Genomic DNA, 17,025 nt, shown 5'->3' with positions numbered 1-17,025 from the left:
AGACCGACCATCCGGTCTAAATAATATTAAAAAAATAACCCTTCCTATTCCGGTGCCTTTGAGAAGCTTCAGCCTTCATGTTCCTGAATGTAAAGCTTCTTTTCATGCCCCTCGTTATCTTACCCCGTACGGATCCCTTGTAATAATAAATTTACTGCTTCCCGGTAATATTTTTTTATATCCTCCTGGGTCTTCTCATGAATCGAGAATTCAGAAACTCTTCCAATCCCTTCAAGCATGCCACTCACGATGATTACATAGTTCTCTAAGTCGCCCTTTACCAAATATCCCGTTTCAATACCTTCCTTCAAAAGATCACGACAAGCATGTGAGGCTGCTTCATAAAGAAGTGAAAGCCGCTTGCTAATCTCTTCCGGGTGGCATCTGCTTCTGGAGAATTCCTCGAGCGCATGAATCAATGGATTCTGAAAATCATTTGCGTAGTGTTCGGTTAACGCATAAAATCGTTCTTCGATCCCTACAATTTCCTGTTTCTTATCATCCCACGCTTGCAGCCACTCTAACGTATCCACTTCCACTACAAATAGAAAAAGCTCATCCTTGCTCGGAAAATGGTGATACAGACTGCCTTTACTGACATTCGAGGCTACACAAACTTCATTCATAGTTACGGCAGCATAACCCTTTTGTACAAACAACTGCGTGGCCTTGCGCACAATTCTTTTTTTAGTTTCTTCTCCGTCTGAGCGTCCTTTGATTCTAAGCACCTCCTAAACCGACCGTACGGTCTAATAATATCAGATCATTTTCAAAAAGTGAAGACCTAACGATTCTTTATTTACTATACGCAAAAACGCACATTAAAAGACGCCCGGATTCGTACCCGAGCGCCAATCTCATGAGTTATCTATAACCTAGGGTGATTAAAAATCAATCAGACCAAGGCTGATTTGCAGCGATTCATCCACCTTTTTCATCGTTTCATCATCAAGGTGGGTGATCTTGTCAGTTAAGCGTTGTTTGTCAATCGTCCTAACCTGTTCCAGCAAAATAACAGAATCTCTGTCAAAGCCATGAGCAGCTGCGTCAATTTCCACATGTGTAGGTAACTTAGCCTTCTGGATTTGGGCTGTGATTGCAGCCACAATTACCGTCGGGCTAAAGCGATTGCCAATATCGTTCTGGATGACCAGAACTGGCCTTACTCCGCCTTGTTCAGAACCTACAACCGGCGAAAGATCAGCAAAAAAAACATCGCCACGTTTAACGATCAATGTCTACACCCCGCTTACTAAGCGGCCAAGAGTGCTGTCTGCATCTTCCTCCGCGAGGAAAGCCTCGCATGCCATGGTCAAGTTGATCTTAGCCATTTCCATGTAGCCGCGCTGCATGGACTCCCGGATGGAACGTTTCCTCCGTTCGCTCAAGTACAGCTTCATGGCCTGCCTAATCAATTCACTCCGGTTGGAATTCTCCAATTGAACAATTCCGTCCACTTCCTGCAAGAGATGATCGGGCAAGCTGATCATGATTCTTTTGGTGTTCTGCAAATTAGCCACCTTCTCTTCCACCCCCACAAACCTTCTGCCCTTGTGTTCCAGTGTTACAATATACAAGGAATTTTATACAAGGAATATATGCCGCCAGTATATCAAGTATGCTGCATCCCATTATAAACTAGAAATGGTGGTTCGTATAGGCTTTTAGTCACATCTCCTAATACGATACAATTCCTTCTATTTTCTCCCTTGTATAACATCACTGTCAAGAACTTTCAGTTTGTGAGCAGAGCATTTACTAATTTAGGAAGTGTGCCTTCACTTATATAAACGCGGGGCACCCGATGAGCCAACATGCAGATAACCTCGTAGTGAATTGTTCCAAGCTGGAGAGCCAACTCGTCTGCCGTGATCATCACGTCAGCTTGACGGCCGATGAGAACAACTTCTTCGCCTGCTTTAATTTGTTCCGCTTCTGCAGCGAAAGATTTGAGTGATACCATACACTGATCCATGCAGATTGTTCCGACGACAGGAACGCGGCGTCCACGTATTAGCACCTCCGCTTTGCCAGTTAGCATGCGGGAATATCCATCTGCGTACCCCACAGGTAGCGTTGCAATAATCTCCTCGCTCTCTGTGATGTACCTAGTGCCGTAACTGACGCCCCAATCGGCAGGCAGGCTTTTGACATATACAACCTGCGTCTTCAGCGTCAATACCGGACGTAGTTCTACCAGTTGACGGTTCACCTCTGTGGAGGGATAAAATCCGTACAAGCTGATGCCTACACGCACCATGTTGCTGGATAAATAAGGTGAATCAATGGCCGTAGCGCTATTGCCCGTATGTATGATCGGGATCTGAATGTTCTGCTCCCGCAGCGTTTCCGCCACGCTCATGAACCGTCGATGCTGTTCCAGTGTATAGCTTTTGTCTTGTTCGTCTGCCTTGGCAAAATGGGTAAACATACCCTCCAGCTCCGCCTGCGCAACAGACTGCACTTCAGAGATAAATGCAGGTGCGTCAGCTGGTAAAAGACCCAGTCGTCCCATCCCGCTATCAATCTTGATATGCACCTTCAGCCGATGTTCCGGATCTATAGGAAGCTGTCTTATAGCCTCCAGTACCTCCGGTGTGAACAGTGTTACAGTTACATGGTTCTCCCAGGCAACGGCTATTCCTTCTGGGGAAGTGTAGCCAAGCACCAGTATAGGAATCAGTATTCCCGCCTGACGCAGCTCCAATGCTTCATCCAAAAAAGCCACACTAACATAATCTGCTCCGAGTCTTTCCAGCTCCCGTGTCACTTCCACTGCTCCATGGCCGTACGCATTTCCTTTGACGCATCCCATAAACTTTGTCTCTGCCGGCAAGTAGCGGCGAAAGGCTTCGTAATTGGCACGCAAATCATCCAGATTAATTTCGGCTACTGTCGGTCGATAGCTTGCTTGCACTTCAAGTCACCTTCTTACGTTGTAGTAAAACGTCATTGCTGCATTGCATTAATCATTGTCTTAGTACCAATGGTAATGCTACAGAAGGTGGCTGTCAATGTGTGCTGGAGCCCCGGCAAATAAAGAAAAGCGGATACTACGTTGTAGAGGAAAGAATCCCACAAAACGCAGTATCCGCCTACTTTTTATTATTTACCCGATTGTGCCTCCATAGAAGCGGCAATTTGCATCATTTCATTAGCAGGAAGATTGGCACTTGTAATTCGGTACTCTACTCCCTCAGACATCCAAGTCAATGTCTGCTGCTCATCCCCACTCAGAACTCCCCATGTAAAACCAAGGTCTTTCAGGGTTCCAGGCGCCAGTGCTACCGCACGGTCCAGTGGACGGGATTCCATAATAGTGTACTGATAAATCCCATCATATCGGATGAGAACAGCATGGTCTTTGTTCCCCTCCAATTTATGCGAGTCCTTAAACTCTACACCAGCTGGAATATAATCAGGTTCAATGATCCCAAAGTCTCCAAGCTCTGCAGCCACTGGTTGCTCAGCCGGTTCTTGGCCTTCAGGAGCTGTAATTGGATTACCATTCTCATCAACCTCAGCTACTGTGCTCTCTGCGGACTTACCCGAGGCCATGTTCTTTTCCATATCAAAAGAATCCTTGGTGAAATCCGTATCGAATTTGAAGGTGTCAAACTTCACGTTTACAACTACCTTCGCTTCAGAATCCGAGACTTGAACCTGTTTAGGTTCATAAGTCTTTTTATCAAGCCAAATCTTTTGTCGTACAAGGGCATTGCTTTGATAATTCGCGGCTACCTCGAACACATAGTTATCCCCATCTTCCACAAATTGGCGATTATTATCCGAAACTATGCCACGAACCAACGTCTGATACAGATAGACCTGCCCTTGATCATCCGGCCAATCGCTTTGGAAGCGGAAGCTCTTATTCATACTTGGTGTGAGTACGAATACTCCCTCATCATTACGAAGTACGATCTGCGTAATATCCTTCTGAACATTTGCCAAGCTGATCCGGTAGTAGGAAGGATTCTTGTACCATACCTCTACCTTATACTCCTGCGGCTGTTCCCCGGTATACAGGGTCATTGTGCCAGAACCTTGGTACGTTCCCTGCTTACTTTCCAACTTGTCAGCCACATTGTTCAAATCCTTGACTACGGAAGCGGCATCCTTCTTCCCGCACCCCGTCATCACCAGGGCCACGCTCATAATGATCGCGAGTACCCATGTTATCCGGCGCATGACATCATCCCCTTAACCTGTTTTGAATGCATTGATTAGTACATGTCTATGAGGGACTTGGCCGCAATATGCAGACGGGCATGACAAGCGTGCAGCATTGATTTATTTTATGGGCTCCAACAAGCCAAAAAGCCCGCGCACAGCGCTGGCTCTATACTTCATCAGAAGTTGCAATATCATATGTAGGGTGTTTTAACCATTCTCTTCAATTCTCGTTATCACTATGTACTGCTTTATTGTACTGATTAATTAATTCATCTAATCTCATGGACTGTCTGATCACATTTGGATGCGAAAGCCCTCCATGTTGCCTCTCCATCAAATAAAGTTTGTTTCTAGCACCCTCTATTCTCTTTTGGATAATTTCCTGATCATTCATTAACACTACCTCCCTAATGAAATATTCTAGAGGTATATGTCAAATTCTTAATTTTACATTGAAGTGCATTACTAGAATTCAAAAAAAAAAGCGATACCAGATTTAATTGAGAACTCTCTTGATTGATATCTTCTATGAAACTATCACTACTAAGCACTGTCAATAACAAAGCAATTTTTCTTTTCATTGATTCTAAGCAGATTCTGGTACTCTTTCTGCGTTTCTAAAGATGCAATATGCCGAAGCTGCTCAAACATTCCGACACACTTAATTATACATGATTCGTTATTAATCCTTACAGAATTCTCTAAACTATCCATTATATATTTTATACTAAGCTCATATTTTCCTCTTCTTATATAATACAATGCTATTTCAGCCATAAAAAAAGTGTATCTGTCTTCGATAATTTGTCGATTATAACATTTAAGATTTCGCTGCTGATCTCTAAAATCTGATATTTCTGGCTCAAACCGCTGAAGAATATCATCCACATTAAAATCATAGTGATTGGCTGCCTGAAGGATTTTGAACAGGCCTGGAAGAAATTCTTCTTTTCTATCTTCAATATAGGTCACATATTCCGGAAGCATTGCTGCATCACCTTTTAAAATTTTCAGCAAAAAAATATTAGCCTGCGCCCAACCCATACATTGATTCATAAGTTGCAAAGCTTCCTCCGTATCCTCACGAATCCAGCTCATGTCCATGTAAAGGTTGATATAATGCAATGCTCTATCATAATCTCCAAGCTCTCTGTAAACTACTGAACGTAACACATAAGAATATAAAATATATGAAAATAAGGGCATTGCAGGTTCCTTTTGTACCCCGTTTTTTCTGGCTCGCTCATTATTATAATTATATTGAATGGATGCTTTTTTGCCCAATTCCTTAGTCATTACCATTACCTTATCCCAATGCCTCAAAGCGCTATATGTATTCGCCAGAACCTTCAGTGCGTCAAGCTGATCAACTTCATCAAGCCGATTTACAAAGCCCTCAAACTGCACCGCTGCCCGCAAATTCACATCCTGATCGCCCCCTAGAGCAATCGTAAACAATCTGTATTGGCAAAAAGCCAGCCGCTCTGAATGCTGATACTTCTCACTCTCCGCCACACTCCGGTATAACAACGCTGCAGCTTCATATTTTCCTTGTGCAAAGAAATCTTCTGCTGTATCAAACAACGGGTGTGTATAAGATAGGCTGTCCATCATGATTCCAATCACCCGGCTTATACATTCCAGCTTATCTAGTTCAGCACAGCGATATAGAAAAGGTCGAAGACGTCTCCAATTGGGATTGGAATGTATAAAACACTCCTCCACATACATATCGTAAAAGCAGCCTTCCTCTAATCCCATACCTTTTGTAATCCGATCTAATTGCTGCATGGCTATAGGACGATTCCCATTCATAATGTTGCTAATCGTGCCTGAATTTACTTTAGATACCTCTGCGAATTGATTAATTGTTATTCCATTCTTCTTGAGGTAGTCCGCCAGTTCTGCACGAATGGTCATCTGCTTCATGATCAAAGCCACCTTTCGCCATCATGATTCATATATAGATCAATAGTATTTAAATAATAATATGTCTAATTATTCCAGTGGTCAAATACTTTTTTTGACTCAATTGATTATACATTTATTCAATTAGTGATGTATAAAATACAAATTAGCCGAATGTAAAAAACCACCAGAACACAAGGTGTATTAGACCTTTTCTGGTGGCTTTTCTAATGCTACTTCTATCCATCGTTATTCAATACATGCATTTAAATTCAACTAAGAACTAGGTTTAATCATCATGTCCAGCTTATTTATATAAGGGCCGAGCGCTTCAATTAACTTCTCTTGGTTTTGTATCTCCTCTTTCGAAAGCCGATCCATATGAACACTTCCATCTGCATCAAATACCTTGGCATCATAGCTTTGCAACTCATTTATTAATTGTTCGATCTCCGCAAACTCTTCTTTAGTAAGCCTCTGTTCTGCTTTTTCCAGCAAGCCATCCCAGAAAGTATCACGATCAACGACAGCCGACTTTGCCTTAGGGATTTCCGTTTCATTCATTTTCTCAAAATAAGGTTTAAGCTCAACCTGTAAATCGTTATATGCCTTTTGATCCTTCGCACTTAACTGTTCCAGGTGAAAGACTCCTTCAGCATCGGCCATTTGCAGATTGTAAGCTCCCAATTCCTCTAGTAATGACATCAATTTTGTGAATTCCTCTTCGTTAAAACTTTGCTTTGCGCTCTGCAGTTTGGCTTCAAGCCTGTCATATTGTTGCTGGGTTACTCCAATCGTAGCAGCAGTTGCTTGTGAGCCATACAGGGTATCCGCCAAATAATTATATCCGGCATATGCTCCAGTAGGAATTAATAATGCAGCCGCCAAAATGCTTGCTACAAGCCATTTTTTCATTCTTCTTCCCCCTAACCTAGTCTCGGTCTGATTTAGTATTTGCTCCTTCAGTTCCGGTGGGGCACTTAGATTTCTCGCCTCTTCCTGCAGAACTGTCCGTAACTCTTCATTGAAATTCATGCAGGTCCTCCACCTTTCCCTTAAAAAGAGTATGATTTTCTGGCTTCTGACGAAGCTTATGCAGTGCAGCATGAATACGGGATTTCACCGTACCCAGAGGGATACCCAGTATCGCGGCACTTTCTTCCTGTGAATATTCATTTAAATAGTGCAGAATAATCACCTGCTTCAGCTTAAATGGAAGACGATCAACACTTGCTAGTAAACGGCGGTTAGCTAACCTGTCCACAACATCACTAGTGAAATCAGGTTCCATCCTTAGATCAGTCTGCTCTACTTTTTTGACCATTCGGAGATGCGTCCATCTCTTTCTTCGATAGGCATGAATTTGCCGCATAACCAGCCCCATAAGCCAAGGCCTAAAAGGACGATTGACGTCAAATTGCTCAAGCGACCGGTGCATCTGAATATAAATCTCCTGAACAACATCATCCACATCGGAGGTTTCGCGAACGAGAAAATGAACGGTCTGATACACATCCCGAATCGTTGCTTCATATAGTTCACTGTACGCTTCACGGCTGCCGGCTACCGTTAGCGCAATGAGCTGAGAATATTCATTTGGATGTTTCATCCCTCTCAAACCCTCCTTCGGTCTTACACTATGTATTGGTAAATAGAGAATAAATCGTTCGATTTATTTTAAAAAAACAACCAGGCAGCGATTTTCCGGTTATTGGAGAATCGCTGCCTGGTGTTTTTACTCTGCAGCGGCTTATTGGAGTAGATGAAGTCGGCGGAGGTTGATCTTCAGCTTTGCTTGAGCAGATTATGGGCGGCGGAGGCTGATCTTCAGCTTTGCTTGAGCAAATTATGCGCGGTGGAAGCTGATCTTCAGCTTTGCTTGAGCAAATTATGCGCAGGTGGAAGCTGATCTTCCTTTTCACACCCGCTTTGGCCGGACCCTGCCGAAATCTATGAGATAACTGCATTTTGTACACTTATTCCGAATGTAAAAGGGTTTACTCTGATTTTAAGTGTATTCTATACAATTAAAAAGCAGAGAAACTTCCTATAGTGGTATAAATCGTGAAAATAAGTGTACGAAATACAATTATATCCATCGAAGCGTTGTTTCGCAGAAATATAGTTGTACAAAGTACAGCTATATCCTCCCAATCGTTGTTTGCATGTGCCCTCAATAAAACGAAAAAGGGGAGATCCATATGGATCATCCCCTTACCCGTATATACTCGAATAGTAACCGCCTATCTTTCTAAAAAATCAGTCAGCGGATAGACTCAGCAACTTTGATCAAATCATTCTTGTCCAAGCTAGCTGATGTTACACCGTATAACACTTCATTGGCTTCCCAATCCAACCCTTTTCCATTAACCAATACAGCATCAACTCCGTTAATCTTCACTTTTTCGATGGTGCCATCCGTCGACATCTCATAAGCCGTTTCGGAATCCGCGTGCCGCTGCTGCATCGAGATGATCTCATCGGTAGCTTCATTAACAAAATATAAATTAATATATTTGCTATGGATCACATCACCATTGCTATCCTTATAAAACTCTGCACGATCAAAGGTATAACCCTCTGGTAAATACGCCGGTAAGCCCACATCAAAAATCGTATATTCGTTTAGCTTGCTAGAATCCCTCTCGATCAGCAATTCCGCTTTCTCTTGATCCCTCTCAGATTGCGTAACCAGTCTGCTGTCTTCCACTCCGACGATTTTTTCCCCGTCAGCATTGTAGATATCACCTGCCTTTTGAGCAGCGTCGAGGGTCACAAGCGCATTTCCTTTACTATCAAAAATCTTCCCCTTAAAGTCATCCGGAATCACGTTGGAATCCGCAGAAAATTCTACTTCATGGGCTACAATATGGCCTAAGTTTATCGTTTGCAATACTTTCATTAACAGCTCCTGCGCAAATGACGGCTGCACAAAAGTTACACTTAATACGCTAACCACTAGCAAAGTTGCCAGCATAACAGCAGGACGTCTGAATCTATGTTTTGTACGCAATCCTATCTCCTCTTTTTGGCCGGCATACTTTCTCCGTGCCTTATTCAGAATGGCTGTTTTGTCAGAGCCCTCGCTGAAATCTTGATGGGCCAGAACTCTGCCTAGCTCCAGCAGCTCCTTGTACTCCCCAGCACCCTTTAGATCATTTGCCGCTCCATATATACTTTCATCTAAATCTGCTGAGAACTTCTGCTGTATGTCTTTACTGTTCATAGCTGCTCCACGCTCCCTATTTCAGTCTTCAGCTTTTTCATAGTCCGGTAGAGTATCACACCGATATTGCTCTCCGAAATTCCCGTAACCTGGGCAATCTCTCTATTTCTCAGATTAGCACCAAATTTTAGAGCCAAATATTCCGCTCCTTTGAGCTCAATGTATTCAAGGCTTCGTTAAGCCTTCCACTACGTTCTCCCTGGAGGATCAAACTTTCCGGATCTTTCCTGCTAGAAACCAGTTCCTTGACGGCATCCAGCGAAAAGAAACTCTTCCTTTTAAAACTCCGGTAATGATCATTGACCACATTTCTGGCAATGGCGAATAGCCATACCTCTAAAGGAGCTTTTTCCTGAGAATAGGTCGATAGTTTCGCCAACGTTTTCTCAAAAACGAGGCTTGTCAGATCCTCAGCCGTATAGAGAGAACTAACCCGGTAAGCGATGTAGTTGAATATTCTTTTATAGTAGGTTTCAAAAATCGTTGTGAACAAAACATCTATGTCAGCATTTTCCTGTATATTCTCTTTTACAAAAGGATGAAGCAATGCGCGCTCATGCATCAATCTAACTCTCCTTTCCCACCAAATTTTCACTTAGCTAAGTAAAATCATCAGTTAATACGATACATTTTCAATTTCATTACAAGATATAAAAAAAGAAGAGTTCCAGCGCTAATTTCAGTCTTTCTAACCAAGCTACAGTAACCCGGCAACTTGACAAGCTTATTATAGCTTCTATATATTTTAGTAACTAAAGTAAATTGGAGCGAGGCAATGTTATGAGCACAAAGGAAGAGAAACAAAATGCTATCCATAAGGTCATGGAATCTATGGCAAATGTGCAGCAGAAATCCCAGTTTTTCATTGATATGATCACTAAAAAGGAAACCCTGACTCACAATCAGATCATGCTGCTGTTTCAACTCCGGCTTACCGGAAGCTTGAACATTACTGACATCTCTGAACGCTTCGTGGTTACACCCGGAGCTGCTTCTTCCATGTGCGATAAGCTTGAGGAAGCTGGACTTATTGAACGGGTGCGGACTAAAGAAGACCGCAGAGTTGTCAATATTGTCCTTACAGAACAAGGTGATCAGCGTATCCATACAATATTTGAAGCATTTCCTACCCCTGATCTGAATAAAATCTCCGGAACTTTAGAACAAATAAATAAATTGATGGAACAAATGATGCACTAACAGCCTTCATTTTGCTCCTTATCAGCTATACTCTTTTCTATAAACACTGTCTGTCAGGAAACTGACGGCAGTGTTTTTTTAGCTTTAACTCCCAAATTATTATATTGACTATATATTATAATGAATATATATTTTAATAATTAAAATATATTTCGAAGGACGGTACTGTAAATGTCCAATAATAACAATACTTATGAACGTACTGACATGATCGATCCACCATTGAAGGTAAGAGGTTCGCAGTTTGTTCGAGAGAATATTAATGCGGTCACGGTTGATGTGTTTGGCCACTTAAGTACCAAAGGGAGCGTCTCGACTTCTAAACTCAAAGTATCTGGTGACTGTACAATTGGGGGCAATTGTAAGGCCAATCAGGTAAACAATCTAGGGAGTCTGCGCGTTCAAAATATCCAAGCAGATAATCTCCGCTCTTCTGGATACATGTCCGTAGCAGAAAATGCTGCAGCGGGGACTTTTTATGCTGAAGGTGCTGTGAAGATAAACAGACTAACTGCAGATTCATCGATTGAGATCCGTTTAGGCAATAGAAGCACTGTCGAGGTTATGACAGCTGACGGTAACATTATCGTTAAACCCTCTTCCAAGTTGATTAATGCGCTGATGCACCCTTTTCGAAAACTTACCTGCACAACAATTGAAGGAACTAACATAGCGTTATACCGGACGACAGCTGACCTTGTGTGCGGTGAAGAAATCATCGTCGGACCAGGTTGTACCATTGGGGAAATCCGCTATAGCAAAAGTCTGACGGTGGATCTTAAGTCGCAAGTTGACCGAACTGTATTTTTAAACCCATAAAGGAGAGTTTCATGGAAAAAAGCACTCATTTGTCAGGAGCCACTGTGCTCAAAAACATCGCCAAAGGAGCCATCATCTTATTCTGTGTACCAATCCTTAGTGTCTGGGCCGTGGGGAGTGTTGTCTGTGCAATCATTGCACCTATCGGTGGTGTACTAGGTATTGTTGGCATCCAAGGAATAGGACTAAATGCCTTTCCAGATTATGATTTACCGAACATTCTCAGCCTTCCAATCGGTCTCTGCCTCTCCTTACTTTTGTTCATTTCTTTCTATTACACTCGTCGTTTATTGCGTGGATGCCTGCATTTTATTAAAAACTAGCGAACTGTAACAAGCTTGTATTCTCTTTGTTAATAGAAAGTGACCTACAACGCGCTGTTTTATTCTATACTTAAGGGGACTGGACTTTATCCTGGAGGTAATTATGAATAAAATCATCGCTATCGGAGCTATCACGCTCTTTTTGGCCGGATGCGGAGCATCGGCAACCATAGATATGGATACAACAATGGCTATTAACCAAACACAAGCTACTTCAGCACCACTGAAACTAATCGTCGACGGCGAAGCCGTTCTTCCTACTCTCTCCCCTTTTTTCCTAGATGATAAGGTCTATGTACCTGCAAAAGTATTAATGGAATACTACACCTCAGAACAAAAATGGGATAATAACTTAAAGACCTTAACCATCTCTGACGGAAGCAGCAGTTATGTTCTGACGCCGGACAATGAGTATATGCAAGCTGACGGATATCAAACCTCGCTTGAAGGACCAGCTATTCTACGAAACGGTATTTTATATATTCCAGCCGATTCCTTAAACTCTCTGTCTGGTGCCACTGCGCAGCTGAATGCAGCTGGAACTGAAGTATTAATAACATCAGGGGATGTTAGTACTACCGTCAGAACACCCAGCGAACCTCTTGCTATTGCTACAGAAAATGACCAAGTGAAGCTGTATGCTGCCCTCAAAGATGGCGGTACCTATGAGGGATTTGTTGTAGAGGTGAACGGTAACAAGCATACATTTGATTGGGAAGCACCCAGATTGCTGAGTTACCCTCCTGAGATTCATTATGCCGACGTCGATCAGGATGGGCAGGAAGAAATCGTTGTCATTCTGTGGCTTGGAACAGGTACGGGCATGTCCATGCAAGAGCTTCACGTGATTAAGCCTAACCAGTGGGAAGAAGTCACTGTCCCTTCTGCAGATAAAGCTGCCTCCGCATTGGTTACGTCAAAAATTTCTAATGAAAAAGGGGACGCCCTGATTCAAATTCAAGTTAAAGGCTCAACTCCATCCATGGTGACTTTGCGATATCCAGATCGTGCTGAGGATGGCAATCTAGGCGAAGAAGCCGGCATTGGTGCTGTTACTCACTACATAGTGGAAGAGGGCAAGCTAAAGGCGGAAACAAATGTTTATATTGGATTTCTGGAGAGTATTGGCACACTAACTTTTGCCTACAAACCGGGAAAAGATGGAATGGAACCCGACTCTATTCGCTTTGAGGTTCATGAGGAATTAGCTTCTTACGTGGAGGGTGAACAGTTATGATTGATGCCCATATACATTTAGAGCAATATGAACCTGAAGTTGCCGAACAGATGCTGAGTGAACTGCCTGAAATGGGAGTTAAAGCCCTTATCGCTGTCTCTATGAACTTGGACTCTTGTATACGCACCCAAAGACTTGCAGCCATAAATCCCGGCGTGGTCCGTCCAGCTTATGGCTTTCATCCAGAGCAACCCTTGCCGCAGGATGCTGAGCTGGCTGCTCTACTAAAATGGATCGAGAATCAATCTAGTGAGGATTATATTGCTGTGGGGGAAATCGGGCTACCTTACTATTCGCGTGCTGAAGCCTTAGAACGTGGCGAAACCTTTGATATGGAGCCCTATATTGAGCTGCTGGATCAGTTGCTTGGGTTAGCTTCCCGTCTCAATAAACCTGTGGTGCTGCATGCTGTCTATGAAGATGCGCTTATTGCTTGTGATCTCCTGGAGAAACATAACATACAGCACGCCCACTTCCACTGGTTCAAAGGTCCGGAAGAAGCCATTGCCCGCATGATGAAGAACGGCTACTATATCTCCTTCACCCCGGATATCCTGTATGAGCCGGAGATACAGGCGCTTGCCCGCCGTTATCCCCCAGAGCTAGTCATGGCTGAAACCGATGGTCCTTGGCCGTTCGAAGGACCTTTTGCAGGGAAAGTCACCCATCCGTCTATGATTCGGGAAGTCGCCGCTGCTTGGGGAGCGCTCCATGGTTACACTCCCGGTGAAGCGGAAGAGTTATTGACTGCGAATACTAAGCGATTTTATAGCTTGTAGATGCTCTATAGCTTATATATAGATCTATAGCTTGTAGATAGATATATAGCTTCATAGAAGATAGAAAAGCCGCTCCTTAGCGAGCCTGCCCTAACGCCAGACCAACATTATGAATAAACACAACTTAGCTTGTGAATCCGTATTTTTCATAGTGGAAGTACTGTTCACAAGCCAACTTACTTAATCCAGATCCCCTTACCAATTTTCGTTTGATTCGGTAATATTTTCGCGTACATATTTTTGCGTATGCATTTACGTGTACGTAGTTACGCGTATGTAGTTACGCGTATGTAGTTACGCGTATGTAGTTACGCGTATGTAGTTACGTACTTATACATGCACGTATGTACACAAGCGTATTTACACGTACTTATACCTGTACGCATTTACACAAACGTATTTACACGTACTTATACCTGCACGTATTTACACGTACTTATACCTGCACGTATTTATGCATACTTATTTACCTGTACATAGTTACGTGTACGTAGTTTACGCGTACTTATTTATCTGTACGTATTTACGTGTACGTAGTTTACGTGCTTATTTACCTGTACGTAGTTACACGTACCCATTTACATGTATGTATTTCTCATTTCTCGTACGTATTTACGCGTGTGAAGCCGCTATCGGACACCGCTGACCTTATATGCAGCAATTCCCCACTTTTGGGATGAGAACGGACCCCAGAGTCGCTATTGGTATAAAAAATACCCAATAAGGTGTTCTTTTTAAGGTATAACGACGCTGGAGTCTGAAACCTTGCTCCAAAGGCTAACAATCTGCGAATAATGTCATCTGAGTCCGTAAGTCTCAGGTTGATGATACTCGAGGTGCCTGTAGGCAGCCCCCAATAATCATAACCGCTCCACACCCACTAACGTTCCGCCTGTGAACTCCATTTTATAAATATCCGGCTTTGTGGTTTGAAGTAAAAAATTCAGATCATATTTGGCATCAAAATAGTTCATCATAAGCGTCATGACTGCCCCGTGAGTTCCAATAGCAACCTTTTGACCGCTGTGATTACTCAGAATTTCTGCCAGTACACTAACTGAACGCTTCTGACACGCATGAATGGATTCCCCACCAACTGGGACAAAATCCGGCTCTTCAAACATTTTTGCCAGTAATGGATACAGTTCCTGATCAGTCATAATCGTACTTCCGTCCGAGAAATGGATCTCCCGCAGGTCTTCAACACTTTGAATCTCTGCTCCTAACTCCTGCGCCAATCCAGAAATCGTATGTATAGCCCGAAGGTATGGACTTGAATAGAAGACTTGAATTCCTTCCAGACGTAATTTTTCCGTTATCTTGCGGGCATCTGCCTCCCCTTTCGCGGTTAGTCCGCGAGTCCTTTCAGTTCCTCCGGGCAGTTTGGGCGACTCACCGTGCCTCACCATATAAATAAAAGTAGCCATCCTTTACCTCCTTTACCTCTACAAATTCTAATGTTCTAGCCAATCTCCTCTACACACTAAAAAAGCCCTTACGGACGAGAAACTGTCCTATCGGGCTAGGTAATATTGTAACTTATAACGTTTCGTGCAGCAGTTGCTTTAGATCACAAAGTAATAACTTATTGAGAGGTCACTTATTAAGGAGATACTTATTGAGAAGTCACTTATTGAGAAATCGCTCACTGAGAAGTCACATATTAAGGCGACTATGACTAAGGAGACTCTTAATTGCACTATATACAACTATTAAGCGGTAAAAGAGGCCTCCTGAGCAAATAAGTGTACTCTGTGCAACTAAAAATCATCTTTCCTAGACTAAAAGGGAGAAAATCAAATAATAACTGCACAAAGTACAACTAAATCCCAGTTCGATCGCTGAAAGGGAATTTAACTGCACATTCTGCAACTAAATGCTAGAAAGTCACGCAAGATTGTCTCTGCCACTCAAACTTTCTAGTCCGCTAGGGATCGGCTAGAGAGTCACCCAAGGTTGTCTCTCCCACTCAAACTTTCTAGTCCCGCAAGCGATCGGCTAGGAAGTCACGCTAGCTAGACTAGCGTGCTACCTCCTAGCCCCCCTCCATCACCTCAACCGTCCTAGCCTTCTCCGCAGAGCTATCGCTCTTCTCTTTCTGCGTAGGCCACAGCACGCGCCCGAAGACGATGCCCAGCACACCAATCAGAGCGATTACGATGCCAAAATTCAAAAAGATACGGCTAGGCCCAGCAACCTGCACCATCACTCCGCCAAGGAGTGGCGCGCCGATCATAACACCGCTAAGAATGGTACTCTGAATACCGAACACACGCCCTGTCATGTGCGGGGGTGTTTCTTTTTGCAGACAATAATTGAAGGTGATCATAAACATTCCATTCCCGAGACCCAATAAAAATCCTAGCAGCAATACAGTAAGGATGGAGACTCCCGGCTGAAGCAGGCCCAGCCCTCCGACCGATATACCAATAAGCGCGTAACCCGTACCCAGCTTCCAGCCGTAGCCTGTTCCCCTGTTCAATTTGTTCAGGACCATGATCATGAATACAGCCCCCACGCCTGTTGCCGCAACAAGCCAGCCCAGCATAGATTCCTCAGAAGGTGCAATAATTCTGAATAGACTAGTGAACTGGAAATCGATCATCTGAATGGCCAACGCACCAACTAAACCAAACAGCATGCTGTTTAGAAGCAGTCTGCTGCGCAGCATAAAGCTCCAGCCTTCCTTCCACATCGTGCGTAGAGCAACACGCTCCTCTTGATCACCTTTACCTTCTGAGCTGACTTGTCCTGCCTCACTGTTTTTAACGGTAAGTAAGAGCAAATAAGAGCAGCCTCTGAGACAAGCATTGATCAATATACACCACTGAGGCGTAAGAACAGACAACGCGAAGCCGCCCAGTAAAGGTCCTGCGATTTTCGAGCCTTGATTTACAAGCCCATTAAGCGAGGTAGCTTGGAGCAGCTGGTCTTCTCTAACCATACTACGGGTCATCGACTGCTGAGCAGGCACGTTTAACGTAGAAATGGCAGCACGCAACATCAATAACGGGAGCAACCACACCATACTGGGAGCAAATAATACGAATACGGTTAACAATGCCGTAAGCAGATCACACATTCGCATCAGCTTCAGCTTGTTCAGTCGGTCAGCCACTACCCCTGCGAACGAGCCCAGCAAAATCCCCGGCAAAGCTATGGAGACCGGAATCAAAGCCAGCATTAGCGGGCTGGCCTGCCAGCGGTACCCTACGAGTACCTGAATCGCCAAGGCATCGAACCAATCCCCAAAGGTCGCTGTCGCAAATGCGCTGTACACACGCATATACACCTTGTTCTTAAGCAGGCTCGTGCCTGCTTGTGTTGAAGCATTCATTAAACATTCCTCCAAATTAC

19 protein-coding genes are annotated in these 17,025 nt (G+C 43.5%); 5 read left to right on the top strand and 14 right to left on the bottom strand.

Going from position 1 to position 17,025, the window contains the following annotated elements; all coding sequences use genetic code 11:
• Positions 1–119 precede the first annotated feature (119 nt).
• The 12 genes from MHH50_RS05795 to MHH50_RS05740 all read right to left on the bottom strand — a co-directional run bounded on the left by MHH50_RS05795 (position 120) and on the right by MHH50_RS05740 (position 9,872).
• Positions 120–677, bottom strand: coding sequence for a TetR/AcrR family transcriptional regulator (locus MHH50_RS05795; protein ID WP_340034587.1), 558 nt, complete (start codon positions 675–677; stop codon positions 120–122).
• Between the two features lie 207 nt (positions 678–884).
• Complete coding sequence (locus MHH50_RS05790; protein ID WP_036686777.1) at positions 885–1,235, bottom strand: type II toxin-antitoxin system PemK/MazF family toxin; 351 nt, start codon at positions 1,233–1,235, stop codon at positions 885–887.
• A gap of 3 nt (positions 1,236–1,238) precedes the next feature.
• On the bottom strand, positions 1,239–1,520 hold the full coding sequence (locus tag MHH50_RS05785; protein WP_025698676.1) for a CopG family ribbon-helix-helix protein: 282 nt from the start codon (positions 1,518–1,520) through the stop codon (positions 1,239–1,241).
• Between the two features lie 215 nt (positions 1,521–1,735).
• Entirely contained in the window at positions 1,736–2,917 is a 1,182-nt protein-coding gene (gene alr, locus MHH50_RS05780) for an alanine racemase (RefSeq protein ID WP_036686775.1), read from the bottom strand.
• A 188-nt stretch (positions 2,918–3,105) separates the two neighbouring features.
• The gene (locus MHH50_RS05775) at positions 3,106–4,191 is read right to left on the bottom strand and encodes an outer membrane lipoprotein carrier protein LolA (protein WP_076129533.1); all 1,086 of its coding nucleotides are present in this window, start codon (positions 4,189–4,191) and stop codon (positions 3,106–3,108) included.
• A gap of 205 nt (positions 4,192–4,396) precedes the next feature.
• A complete protein-coding gene (locus tag MHH50_RS05770) occupies positions 4,397–4,570 on the bottom strand; it encodes an aspartyl-phosphate phosphatase Spo0E family protein (protein ID WP_076129534.1) in 174 nt (57 codons plus the stop codon).
• 149 nt (positions 4,571–4,719) lie between these two features.
• Positions 4,720–6,105 carry a helix-turn-helix transcriptional regulator gene (locus tag MHH50_RS05765; RefSeq protein ID WP_076194858.1) on the bottom strand — a complete coding sequence of 462 codons (1,386 nt, stop codon included), beginning with the start codon at positions 6,103–6,105 and terminating at the stop codon, positions 4,720–4,722.
• Between the two features lie 255 nt (positions 6,106–6,360).
• A complete protein-coding gene (locus MHH50_RS05760; protein ID WP_076129536.1) occupies positions 6,361–7,119 on the bottom strand; it encodes a DUF3600 domain-containing protein in 759 nt (252 codons plus the stop codon).
• Complete coding sequence (locus tag MHH50_RS05755) at positions 7,106–7,693, bottom strand: sigma-70 family RNA polymerase sigma factor (protein ID WP_076280191.1); 588 nt, start codon at positions 7,691–7,693, stop codon at positions 7,106–7,108. Before MHH50_RS05755 ends, MHH50_RS05760 begins: the two co-directional genes overlap by 14 nt.
• A gap of 654 nt (positions 7,694–8,347) precedes the next feature.
• On the bottom strand, positions 8,348–9,310 hold the full coding sequence (locus MHH50_RS05750) for a DUF4367 domain-containing protein (RefSeq protein WP_340034072.1): 963 nt from the start codon (positions 9,308–9,310) through the stop codon (positions 8,348–8,350).
• Positions 9,307–9,447, bottom strand: a complete 141-nt coding sequence (locus tag MHH50_RS05745; RefSeq protein ID WP_340034071.1) for a hypothetical protein — start codon at positions 9,445–9,447, stop codon at positions 9,307–9,309. The genes MHH50_RS05750 and MHH50_RS05745 overlap by 4 nt, the downstream gene beginning before the upstream one ends.
• Positions 9,438–9,872: a sigma-70 family RNA polymerase sigma factor gene (locus MHH50_RS05740; RefSeq protein ID WP_340034070.1), complete on the bottom strand. Its 435-nt coding sequence runs from the start codon at positions 9,870–9,872 to the stop codon at positions 9,438–9,440. Before MHH50_RS05740 ends, MHH50_RS05745 begins: the two co-directional genes overlap by 10 nt.
• Positions 9,873–10,090: 218 nt before the next feature.
• Between MHH50_RS05740 and MHH50_RS05735 the strand changes: the two genes are divergently transcribed.
• The 5 genes from MHH50_RS05735 to MHH50_RS05715 all read left to right on the top strand — a co-directional run bounded on the left by MHH50_RS05735 (position 10,091) and on the right by MHH50_RS05715 (position 13,668).
• Positions 10,091–10,510: a MarR family transcriptional regulator gene (locus MHH50_RS05735; protein WP_076129540.1), complete on the top strand. Its 420-nt coding sequence runs from the start codon at positions 10,091–10,093 to the stop codon at positions 10,508–10,510.
• Between the two features lie 171 nt (positions 10,511–10,681).
• Positions 10,682–11,329: a hypothetical protein gene (locus MHH50_RS05730; protein WP_076282051.1), complete on the top strand. Its 648-nt coding sequence runs from the start codon at positions 10,682–10,684 to the stop codon at positions 11,327–11,329.
• Positions 11,330–11,340: 11 nt separating this feature from the next.
• A complete protein-coding gene (locus MHH50_RS05725; protein WP_076129542.1) occupies positions 11,341–11,652 on the top strand; it encodes a hypothetical protein in 312 nt (103 codons plus the stop codon).
• 103 nt (positions 11,653–11,755) lie between these two features.
• The gene (locus tag MHH50_RS05720; RefSeq protein WP_340034069.1) at positions 11,756–12,889 is read left to right on the top strand and encodes a copper amine oxidase N-terminal domain-containing protein; all 1,134 of its coding nucleotides are present in this window, start codon (positions 11,756–11,758) and stop codon (positions 12,887–12,889) included.
• Complete coding sequence (locus tag MHH50_RS05715) at positions 12,886–13,668, top strand: TatD family hydrolase (protein WP_340034068.1); 783 nt, start codon at positions 12,886–12,888, stop codon at positions 13,666–13,668. The genes MHH50_RS05720 and MHH50_RS05715 overlap by 4 nt, the downstream gene beginning before the upstream one ends.
• A gap of 860 nt (positions 13,669–14,528) precedes the next feature.
• Here MHH50_RS05715 and MHH50_RS05710 read toward each other — a convergent pair.
• The gene (locus MHH50_RS05710) at positions 14,529–15,095 is read right to left on the bottom strand and encodes a histidine phosphatase family protein (protein ID WP_340012012.1); all 567 of its coding nucleotides are present in this window, start codon (positions 15,093–15,095) and stop codon (positions 14,529–14,531) included.
• Positions 15,096–15,703: 608 nt separating this feature from the next.
• A complete protein-coding gene (locus tag MHH50_RS05705; RefSeq protein ID WP_076280186.1) occupies positions 15,704–17,005 on the bottom strand; it encodes an MFS transporter in 1,302 nt (433 codons plus the stop codon).
• Between the last annotated feature and the right edge of the window lie 20 nt (positions 17,006–17,025).

It is taken from the genome of Paenibacillus sp. FSL H3-0302 (assembly GCF_037982245.1).
Lineage (GTDB): Bacteria > Bacillota > Bacilli > Paenibacillales > Paenibacillaceae > Paenibacillus_AQ > Paenibacillus_AQ odorifer.
This window is presented reverse-complemented; position numbering and strand designations above follow the sequence as displayed.

What these genes read in the sequence shown, in the direction of transcription:
- MHH50_RS05775 (WP_076129533.1), bottom strand. Translation starts at nt 4,191, where the DNA reads ATGCGCCGGATAACATGGGTACTCGCGATCATTATGAGCGTGGCCCTG.
- MHH50_RS05770 (WP_076129534.1), bottom strand. Translation starts at nt 4,570, where the DNA reads ATGAATGATCAGGAAATTATCCAAAAGAGAATAGAGGGTGCTAGAAAC.
- MHH50_RS05765 (WP_076194858.1), bottom strand. Translation starts at nt 6,105, where the DNA reads ATGAAGCAGATGACCATTCGTGCAGAACTGGCGGACTACCTCAAGAAG.
- MHH50_RS05760 (WP_076129536.1), bottom strand. Translation starts at nt 7,119, where the DNA reads ATGAATTTCAATGAAGAGTTACGGACAGTTCTGCAGGAAGAGGCGAGA.
- MHH50_RS05755 (WP_076280191.1), bottom strand. Translation starts at nt 7,693, where the DNA reads ATGAAACATCCAAATGAATATTCTCAGCTCATTGCGCTAACGGTAGCC.
- MHH50_RS05750 (WP_340034072.1), bottom strand. Translation starts at nt 9,310, where the DNA reads ATGAACAGTAAAGACATACAGCAGAAGTTCTCAGCAGATTTAGATGAA.
- MHH50_RS05740 (WP_340034070.1), bottom strand. Translation starts at nt 9,872, where the DNA reads ATGCATGAGCGCGCATTGCTTCATCCTTTTGTAAAAGAGAATATACAG.
- MHH50_RS05735 (WP_076129540.1), top strand. Translation starts at nt 10,091, where the DNA reads ATGAGCACAAAGGAAGAGAAACAAAATGCTATCCATAAGGTCATGGAA.
- MHH50_RS05730 (WP_076282051.1), top strand. Translation starts at nt 10,682, where the DNA reads ATGTCCAATAATAACAATACTTATGAACGTACTGACATGATCGATCCA.
- MHH50_RS05725 (WP_076129542.1), top strand. Translation starts at nt 11,341, where the DNA reads ATGGAAAAAAGCACTCATTTGTCAGGAGCCACTGTGCTCAAAAACATC.
- MHH50_RS05720 (WP_340034069.1), top strand. Translation starts at nt 11,756, where the DNA reads ATGAATAAAATCATCGCTATCGGAGCTATCACGCTCTTTTTGGCCGGA.
- MHH50_RS05715 (WP_340034068.1), top strand. Translation starts at nt 12,886, where the DNA reads ATGATTGATGCCCATATACATTTAGAGCAATATGAACCTGAAGTTGCC.
- MHH50_RS05710 (WP_340012012.1), bottom strand. Translation starts at nt 15,095, where the DNA reads ATGGCTACTTTTATTTATATGGTGAGGCACGGTGAGTCGCCCAAACTG.
- MHH50_RS05705 (WP_076280186.1), bottom strand. Translation starts at nt 17,005, where the DNA reads ATGAATGCTTCAACACAAGCAGGCACGAGCCTGCTTAAGAACAAGGTG.